This is a genomic window from Paraconexibacter sp. (assembly GCF_041602235.1).
Lineage (GTDB): Bacteria > Actinomycetota > Thermoleophilia > Solirubrobacterales > Solirubrobacteraceae > Paraconexibacter.
In genome coordinates this window covers 1-8,925 of the sequence record NZ_JBFIGP010000153.1, presented here as the reverse complement: position 1 = coordinate 8,925, position 8,925 = coordinate 1, and the positions used below count along the sequence as shown (strand labels likewise).

Genomic DNA, 8,925 nt, shown 5'->3' with positions numbered 1-8,925 from the left:
GTCGATGTGGCCCCGTCGGAGGCCAACGTGCTGTGGATCGCGCCGCAGGACCTCGACGCCGTCGAGTTCGCGACGCGACTGGAGCGCAGCGGGATCCTCGTTCGCGGCGGCGGGGTGCTCGGGGATCCGGACCGCGTGCGGCTGACGGTCCCGCACCGGGCCGACGGCGTCGAGCGGGTCCTCCGCGCGGTGGACACCGCGCTGACCTCGAGCTGACCGGCGCGACGATCAGTCGTCCTCGCTCTGCCGCAGCAGGGCGCTGGTGGTCTGCTCCAGGATCTTGCGCCAGGCCCCCGACGGCTCCGGGTCGGTCTCGAAGTGCCCGACCACCTTGCGCACGCGCGTCGCGGAGATCTCGATGCCGTGACGCGCGCAGACCTCCTTGAGACGGTCGTAGTCCTTGGCCAGCTTGACCGTCACCGACTGGAAGCCGTGGCGGGCGATCTCCACGCGGCTGGTGAAGTTCATGATCGACGTCTGGAACATCAGCTCGTCGTCGGCCTCGGGCTCGATGAGGACGATGTCGACGCCGGGGTACCGGTCCTCCCACTGCCGGGCCATCTCGTGGAGCCGCTGGTAGGCGAGCATCTTGAAGACCTGGTAGCCGATCTGCGGGAACCCCATGTCGCTGATGTGGCGCGGGCGCGACCCGAACGGCGTGCGCACCGGGTGCTGGAAGTCGTTGACGTAGGGCACCAGCGGGTTGACGACGACCACGAGCTTGGCCCCGGCCTCGACCGCGATGTCGAGGTTGGTCGTCGAGGTGAGCCCGCCGTCGACGAACTCGCGCTCCCCGATCCGGGTGGGCTTGTAGACCATCGGCAGCGCCGTGCTGGCCTGCACCGCCTTCGAGATCGGGACGTCGTCCCACCCGGGCTCGCCGAACACCACGCGCTCGCAGGTGTCGAGGTCCGTGGCCGCCAGGTACAGCTCCTGCTCGAGCATCCGGAAGTCGTTGGTGCGATCGGGGTCCGAGAGCACCGTGGACAGGTACTGCTCGATGCCCGAGCCGGTGTACAGGCCGGACGGCAGCCCCTCGGCCAGCCCAAGCGCGACGTCCATCACGCTGATCGAGCCGATCTGCGGGGCCAGCTCGCGCGCGACCTGGATCGCGCGGAACGGCATCAGCAGCCCCTTACGGGCGAACTCGACCAGGTTGGGCCGCAGCAGCTGTCCGAGGTCGATGTCGCGGAACGGAGAGGGCACCTGCTGCCCGACGACGCGCATCATCTCCTCGGGTGTCACGCCGTTGGCCGCCAGGGCCGCCACGAACGAGCCGGCGCTGGTCCCGACGTACACGTCGAACTCGTTGACCGTCTTGTTGACCGACAGCAGGTCGAGCGCGCGCAGCGCGCCGATCTCGTAGACACCGCCGGTCAGGCCCCCACCGCCGAGGACGAGCGCGGTCTTGGACCGCTTGCGTCGACGCGCGGCGGACGACCGCGACACGCCCGATGCGGTCCGTGGCTTCTTGCCGCCGCCCGGATCGATGGAGACGACCTTGCCCATACCCGGAGTCTACGCCCCGGGTTCCGGGCGACCGCCGTCGGCGCCGGTCGCCCGTGCGACCGCTACATTGGAGAGCGGATGTCGTCCCACGCCCGCCGTCTCCCCGCGGTGCTCGGCGCCCTGCTGCTCGGCGTCCTCGTCGCAGCAGCGCCGGCGAGCGCCCTCGACGCCAAGCGCCTGCGCGGCCAGCTCTCCACCCTTCACAAGAAGCTGGGGTCGCGCTCCGCCGCGCTGGTCGTGGACCTCGACAGCGGCAGGACGATCTTCCAGCGCCGCGCGAAGACGTCCCTCTCACCCGCGTCCAACGAGAAGCTCTTCACGACCGCCGCGGCCCTGCTCGAGTTCGGTCCGCACGGGACGCTGACGACCTCGGTGGTCGCCAAGCCCGGCGAGGAGATCAGCCGTGCCGGCGTCATCGACGACCTCGTGGTGGTCGGCGGCGGCGACCCGTCGCTGAACGACGTCGCTCTGCGTTCGCTCGCCGGGGACCTCGTGGCGGACGGGCTCAAGCGCGTGCGCGGGGGCCTGCTCGCCGACGAGTCGCTGTTCGACACCCGACGAGGCAGCTACGACTCGCGCTATCGCCCCGACAGCGACCTGGGCGGATGGCTCGGTGCGCTGACCTGGGCGCACGGGCGTCCCGACTACACGCACGGCCCGGCTCTGGAGGCCGCTGAGCGGCTGCACGCCTTCCTGCGGGCCAAGGGCGTGAAGTTCGGGCGCAAGGCGCGGGTCCGGGCGCTTCCGCGAGCCGACCGGAATCTCGCCGTGCCGCTCGCGCAGGTGGAGTCGCCGCCGATGCGGCGCCTGGCGGCGATCACGAACCAGCCTTCCGACAACTTCTACGCGGAGATGCTCCTGAAGGGACTGGGCGCGCACTTCGGCAAGGGCGGGACGACCCCGTACGGCGCGGCCGCGGCCCGTGCCGCCCTGCGCAGGATCGACGTCCGTCCGACGCGGCTCGTCGACGGCTCCGGGCTCTCCCGCGCCGACAAGGCCTCCCCCCGGCAGATCATCGCCCTGCTGCGGGCGATGGACGAGCAGCCCACCGCGACCCGGACCGCCTTCTTCTCGTCCCTCGCTGTCGTCGGCCGGTCCGGCACGCTCGCGTGGCGGATGCGCGGCACGGCGGCGCAGACCCGCTGTCGCGGCAAGACCGGCACGCTGCGCGGCGTCAGCGCCCTCTCCGGCTACTGCACGACGACGGGCGGCCGCCGCGTCGCGTTCGCCTTCGTCGAGAACGACGTGAACGCCCTCCGCGCGAAGGCGGTCGAGGACCGCATGCTGCCGCGGATCGCGACGCTCGACCCGTAGCCCGGGGTGCCGCGCGGGCGCTAGGGCGACAGCGGCGCGCCGCGGAGCAGCTCCAGCAGTCCCGCCTCGTCGGTCACCGGCACGCCGAGCCGCTCGGCCTTCGCCAGCTTCGTCCCTGCCGCCTCGCCCGCGACCACCGCGTACGTCTTGCCCGACACGCTCGAGGTCACCCGGCCGCCGGCCGCGAGGATGCGCTCGGTCGCCTGCTCCCGCGTGAGGTTCGGCAGGGTCCCGGTCAGGACGAGCGCGCGGCCGGACAGCGGGCCCTCCCCCGGGGGCGGCCCGTCCTGCGCCAGCCGCAGTCCGGCCGCGCGGAGGTCGGCGATCAGGCGACGCATCCGCTCGTCCTGCAACTGGTCGTGGATCAGCGCGGCGACGACCGGCCCGACCCCCGGCGTCTGGGCGATCTGCTCCCCGGTCGCGGAGAGCAGCGCGTCGATGGAGCCGAACTGCTGCGCCAGGTTGCGCCCGGTCACCTCGCCGACACCCTCGATCCCCAGCGCGAACAGGACCCGGGCGAACGGGGCGCGCTTCGATGCGGCGAACGCGTTCACCACTCGCGTCGCGCTCGCCTCGCCCAGCCCCTCCACCTCGATCAGCTGCTCGACGGTCAGCCGGTAGAAGTCCGCGGCGTCCCGGACGAGCCCGAGACGCTGGAGCGCCGCCACCTGCTTCTCCCCCACCCCGTCGACGTCCATCGCGCCACGGGAGACGAAGTGCTTGAGCAGCTGCCACTGGCGCGCGGGGCACATCAGGTTCGGGCACTTCGTGAACACCACGCCGTCCGGCTTCACGGTCGGGGTCTCGCAGGACGGGCACCGCTGGGGCGGTCGCGGGACCGGCGCGCGGTCGGGCCGGTCCACCGCGTGCGGCGCGGGCGACACCACCTGCGGGATGACGTCGCCCGCCCGCAGGACGATGACGTCGTCCTGCGGACGGATGTCCTTGCGCGCGAGGTCCTCCTCGTTGTGCAGCGTGGCGAGCTTCACGGTCACCCCGCCGACATGGACCGGCTCGAAATCGGCGAACGGGTGGAGGTCGCCGAACTTCCCGACGTTCCACATGATCCCGCGCAGCCGGGTGACCGCGGTGGTCGGTGGGAACTTCCAGGCGATCGCCCAGCGCGGGTCACGGCCGACGGTGCCCAGCCGGCGCTGCAGCTCGTGATCGTCGACCTTGACCACGACGCCGTCGATCTCGAAGTCCAGCGACCCGCGGCGCTCCTGCCACCGCTCGCACTGCGCCACGACGGCGTCGGGGTCGTCGAGGGCCACGATGTCGGCGTTGACCGGGAACCCACGCTCGCGCAGCCAGGCGAGCGCGGCCTCGTGCGTCGGCAGGTCCAGCCCGTCCGTCGCCCCGATCCCGTAGGCCCACACCGACAGCGGCCGTTCCGCCGCCAGCCGCGGGTCGAGCTGCCTGATGGTCCCGGCCGCGCTGTTGCGGGGGTTCATGAAGGTCGAGAGCCCGTCCTGCGCCCGGCGCTCGTTGAGGGCCTGGAAGTCCGGCAGGGCCATGTAGATCTCGCCGCGGACCTCCACGAGCCCTGGGGCGTCCTCGATCCGCAGGGGTATCTGCTCGATCGTGCGCAGGTTGTGCGTGACGTCCTCGCCGACGGCGCCGTCCCCGCGCGTCGCGCCGCGCTCCAGGAGCCCGTCGCGGTACAGCAGCGAGATGGCCAGTCCGTCCACCTTGGGCTCGCACACGAACCGCAGGACGGGGTCGACGATCCCCTCGCGCGCCAGGTGGTTGCGCATCCGGGTGACCCACGCGTGCAGCTCCTCGGCGCTGCGGGCGTTCGCGAGCGACAGCATCGGCTGGAGGTGCTCGACCTTGCCGAGTCGCGGGACCGGGGTCCCTCCCACGCGCTGGGTCGGCGAGTCGGGCGTGCGCAGGTCCGGGTGCCGTGCCTCGAGGTGGCGCAGCTCGTCCAGCAGCGCGTCGTAGACGTCGTCCCCGATCTCCGGATCGTCGAGGACGTAGTAGCGGTGGGCGTGGTGGTCGAGCTGCTGGCGCAGGTCCGCGATGCGCCGCTGTGCCGCTGCGCGGTCCGGCCCGTCAGGCGGGGAGCCTGCGGCCGCCATCAGGGCCCGATGTCCTCCGTGGCCGGTTCCAGCAGGCGTGACAGGTCGTGCATCGAGAGCGGCCCGATGCCGTCGTGCTGCGTGAGGTCGAGGTGCAGGGGGGTCACGGCGATCCGACCGGCCGCGATCGCCGAGAGGTCGGTGCCCGGCTCGTCGTGGAAGTCCGGATCGTTCCCGTAGATCCAGTAGCGCCGACGCCCGGACTCGTCCAGGTCGTGCTCACGGAGCTCGTCACGGTAGATCCTCTTCCCGAGGCGGGCCACCTCCACACCCGTCGGCCGGCCGGCGGGCACGTTGACGTTCAGGAGCGTGGCCGGAGGCAGCGGGACCGTGTCCAGCTCGGCCACGATGCGCGCCACGAACGCGGCGCCGACGTCGAAGGAGAAGGCGTCCCCGAGCCGGAAGTCCATCTCGCGGGCGTCGCTCTGCTGCGAGACGGCGATCGCGGGCAGCTGCAGCACGACGCCCTCCATCGCGGCGGCGACGGTACCGCTGTAGGTGATGTCGTCCCCCAGGTTGGACCCGTGGTTGATCCCCGAGACGACGATGTCCGCCTCGAAGCCCTCCACGAGCCCCAGCGAGGCCAGCCGGACGCAGTCCACCGGGGTGCCGTCCGTCGCGAAGCCGTGGCTGCCGTCGTCGAAGTCCACGCGCTCGACGACCAGAGGGCGGCGGGTCGTGATGCCTCGGCCGATCGCCGACCGGTTGCCGTCCGGGGCGATCGTCGCGAGCTCGACCCCGGGGACGGCCTGCAGGGCGCGCCGCAGGACGTGCAGTCCTTCGGCCTCGATCCCATCGTCATTGGTCAGCAGCACGCGCATGGTCACCCCAACCTAGCGGCCGGGTAGCGGGCCTCGAGGAACGTCAGCCCGCGCGCCGGCGCGGTGAAGCCGGCCTCCCGCCGGTGCGCGCCCCGCAGCAATCGGGCAAAGCCCTCCAGCGGTCGGCGCCGGTCGGCGATCTCCAGCATCGTCCCCACCAGGCAGCGGTTCATGTGCCGCATGAAGGCGTCGGCGGTGATGTGGAACTCCAGCCGGTCACCCTCCTCGGTCCAGCGCGCCTCGTGCACGACGCGCTCGAAGCGGACGTGGTCGGTCTCGGTCGGCGTGAACGCGGTGAAGTCGTGCCTCCCCGGCAGCATCGCGGCGCAGGCGGCGAGCAGGTCGCGGTCGAGGTCGCGCACCACGTGCAGCGAGGTCCTCGCGTCGAACACCGACCGGGCGCGGCGGGTCAGGATGCGATAGCGATAGCGGCGCGAGATGGCGTCCCGGCGCGCGTCGAACCCGTCCGGGGCCGCCTCGCAGGAGACGACGGCGACATCGGGCGGAAGCAGCGCGTTGACCGACGCCACCCGCACCGGCAGGCCGGTGTACGAGGCGACCTGGCCGAGGGCGTGCACGCCGGTGTCGGTGCGTCCCGCGACGGTGAGGTGCACGGGGTGACGGGCGACGACCGTCAGCGCCCGCTCGAGTTCCTCCTGCACGGTGCGGAGCCCAGGCTGGACGGCCCAGCCGTGGAACGCCGTCCCGTCGTACTCGATCGTCATCCGGCTCGTCGCCATCGCGGCGGCGAGTCTACGACGGGCGCGCCGGCGTCCGCGTGCTCCGTCGCCCACGATCGGGGCGACGGAGCCGGACGCCGGCTGCGCCGCCGGCTCACCCGGCCGCGCGCAGCTCGTCGGCGAGCCCCTCGAGGTCGTACATCCCGTCGACGGTGGGCACCGCCTCGCCGACGGCTGCCGCGGCGGCCATCACCTCGGTGGAGCCCACCCGGCCGTCCTGGGGCCCGCCCCCGCCGGCGTCCACGAGGACCCAGCGGATCCGTCCGGACTCCACTGCGTCGGCGAGCCAGTCGAGGCTCACCTGGGACTCACGGCCGGAGAACCCGCCGATCGCGGCGAGGTCCGGCGCATCCCCCGTGGCGATGGTCTGTCCGGCGCCGTTCTGGCTGGACACGGCGACCACGCCGCCCCCGTTCGCACGGGCGTAGGAGAGCGCCTCGGTGACGTTCGCGTTGCCGCCGAACATGCCCCCGGCCGACCGGCCCGGGCCGCTCGCGCCGTCGGCGGACGACGGGCCGAAGCTCGGCCCCCCGGTCCCCGCGCCGACGCCGGAGGCCGCCGGGGGCGCCATCCCGGCGGGCGGTCCACCGGCCTGCAGGCCTGGCGGTGGCCCGGAGCCACGTCCGTCGCCCCCGGGGCCCGGACCGCGACCACCAGGCCCCTCGGCCATGGCGCTCGCGGGCCCGCCCGCCGGGAACGTTCCGCTCGTCGGGTGACCGAGCGTCTGGAAGGCCCAGGTCGCCGGCGCCAGGAGCAGCACGCCCAGCGCCGCTGCGACGGCGTAGGCCCGGAGACGCCGCGACGCTCCCGACGCCAGGGCGACGCCCGCCGCGAGGCCCACCGTCACCAGCACGCTCGGCAGCCAGCCGAACTGCCCGTCGATGTGCCCGAGCACGATCAGCTCGGTCAGCACGCCGGCGCCGATCATCAGCGGTCCGAACACCCGGACGTGTCGCTCACCTCGCAGGACCTCCCCGACCCCCGCGCCGACGAGCGCCGCGATCATCGGGGCCAGCAGGGACACGTAGTACGGGTGGAAGATGCCGGTGGCGCGGCTGTAGGCGACGGCGGTGACGACGAGGGACCCGCCGACCGCGATGAGCCAGCCGGTACGGGCGTCCGTGCGCCGCAGGCGGGTGGACGCCAGCACGAGGACACCGGCGAGCAGCGCGAAGCCCAGCAGCCAGCCGCTCTGCCCGCCCAGCGCCTCGTTCAGGAGGCGCAGCGGACCCGCGTCGCCGCCGAACAGCGTGGACCCGCCGCCCGGCCCGCCGCCCGCGGCGGCGCCGCCAGGCCCCCCGTCCTGTCCGAAGAGCCGTCCGAGGCCGTTGTAGCCGAAGATCAGGGACCAGATGCTGTTGTCGTTGGTCCCGGAGATCCAGGGTCGGTCGGACGCAGGGGTCAGCCACATCAGGACCGGCCAGGCGAGGCCGACCGCGGTCATCGCGGCGGCGCCGAGCGCGAGGCTGCGAGCTGCCGCCCGCCGCCCGCGCGGAGCGACCCACATCCAGGCCGCGACGATGCCGGGGACCACCAGCAGTGCGGCGGCCATCTTCGTCTCGAATCCCAGCCCGACCGCGACGCCCGCGGCCACGATCCAGCGGGCGCGACCGTCCTCGAGGCCCCGCGCGACGAACCACAGCGCCGCGACCGAGCACAGGACGAGCAGCGCGTCGGGGTTGTTGTGACGCGCGACCGCGACCGCGACCGGCGTGGTGGCGAGCGCGAGGCCGCCGGCGAACCCCGCCGCCCGGCCGAACCGGCGACGGACGAGGTCGTAGGTCAGCAGCACGCTGCCGACCCCCATGAGCGCCTGCGGCACGAGCAGGCTCCATGAGGAGAACCCGAAGATCCGCGCGGAGAGCGCCTGGACCCACAGGGCGAGCGGCGGCTTGTCGATCGTCTGAACACCGGTCGTGTCGAAGGCTCCGTAGACGAAGGCGTGCCAGCTCTCGGTCATCGATCGCACGGCGCCGCTGTAGTAGTCGTTGGCCAAGCCGTTGCGATCCAGCGACCACAGGTTCAGCACCGCGGCGAGCACCACGAGCCCGATGAGCTCGGGGTGGGAGCGCAGCCACGTGAGCGCGGCGGTCGCCGGCCGGGCCGGAGCACGTGCTCCTCGCAGCGGCATCGTGAGGGACGGAGTCGACATCGGGGCCTTTCGGTCGTGGAAGGAGTGGAGGGACTGCGGGGAGGTCCGAGCGCGAGCGGGGCTCACAGCCCGGTCCGGGCGATGGCGGTGATCGCGGTCCGGCCCGCGCCGGGCCGGCGTCGACGGGCGAACACCCACGTCTTCAGCGCCACGTAGCGCGTGATCGTGGCGCACACGCTGGCGGTGATCAGGACCGTGAGCTCGACGGTCCGGGACGGCGAGGCGTCCAGCGCGTGGAGCACGGCGAGCGCGCCGCTGGTGAGCCCGAGCGTGAGGACGTAGACGACGGCTCCGGCGGCGTGCTG

The 8,925-nt window shown here is 73.3% G+C and carries 7 protein-coding genes and 1 pseudogene; 2 read left to right on the top strand and 6 right to left on the bottom strand.

What is annotated here, in order from left to right:
- Positions 1 to 216: hypothetical protein (locus ABYE80_RS12800; RefSeq protein ID WP_372790672.1), on the top strand; the 216-nt coding region annotated here is incomplete at its 5' end.
- A 12-nt stretch (positions 217 to 228) separates the two neighbouring features.
- Here ABYE80_RS12800 and ABYE80_RS12795 read toward each other — a convergent pair.
- The gene (locus ABYE80_RS12795; protein ID WP_372790671.1) at positions 229 to 1,509 is read right to left on the bottom strand and encodes a patatin-like phospholipase family protein; all 1,281 of its coding nucleotides are present in this window, start codon (positions 1,507 to 1,509) and stop codon (positions 229 to 231) included.
- A 78-nt stretch (positions 1,510 to 1,587) separates the two neighbouring features.
- Here ABYE80_RS12795 and dacB point away from each other — a divergent pair, with 78 nt between their 5' ends.
- On the top strand, positions 1,588 to 2,823 hold the full coding sequence (gene dacB, locus ABYE80_RS12790; RefSeq protein ID WP_372790670.1) for a D-alanyl-D-alanine carboxypeptidase/D-alanyl-D-alanine-endopeptidase: 1,236 nt from the start codon (positions 1,588 to 1,590) through the stop codon (positions 2,821 to 2,823).
- A gap of 20 nt (positions 2,824 to 2,843) precedes the next feature.
- Here the strand turns inward: dacB and ligA are convergent, their stop codons facing one another.
- The 5 genes and pseudogenes from ligA to ABYE80_RS12765 form a co-directional block, all read right to left on the bottom strand.
- Positions 2,844 to 4,907, bottom strand: coding sequence for an NAD-dependent DNA ligase LigA (gene ligA, locus ABYE80_RS12785; protein ID WP_372790669.1), 2,064 nt, complete (start codon positions 4,905 to 4,907; stop codon positions 2,844 to 2,846).
- The gene (gene surE / locus ABYE80_RS12780; RefSeq protein WP_372790668.1) at positions 4,907 to 5,728 is read right to left on the bottom strand and encodes a 5'/3'-nucleotidase SurE; all 822 of its coding nucleotides are present in this window, start codon (positions 5,726 to 5,728) and stop codon (positions 4,907 to 4,909) included. Before surE ends, ligA begins: the two co-directional genes overlap by 1 nt.
- A gap of 2 nt (positions 5,729 to 5,730) precedes the next feature.
- Positions 5,731 to 6,468: a tRNA pseudouridine(38-40) synthase TruA gene (truA, locus tag ABYE80_RS12775; protein WP_372790667.1), complete on the bottom strand. Its 738-nt coding sequence runs from the start codon at positions 6,466 to 6,468 to the stop codon at positions 5,731 to 5,733.
- Positions 6,469 to 6,562: 94 nt separating this feature from the next.
- Positions 6,563 to 8,620, bottom strand: a complete 2,058-nt coding sequence (locus tag ABYE80_RS12770; RefSeq protein ID WP_372790666.1) for a glycosyltransferase family 39 protein — start codon at positions 8,618 to 8,620, stop codon at positions 6,563 to 6,565.
- Positions 8,621 to 8,682: 62 nt separating this feature from the next.
- Positions 8,683 to 8,925 (bottom strand): annotated as a pseudogene (locus ABYE80_RS12765) (glycosyltransferase family 2 protein); the annotation flags it as partial.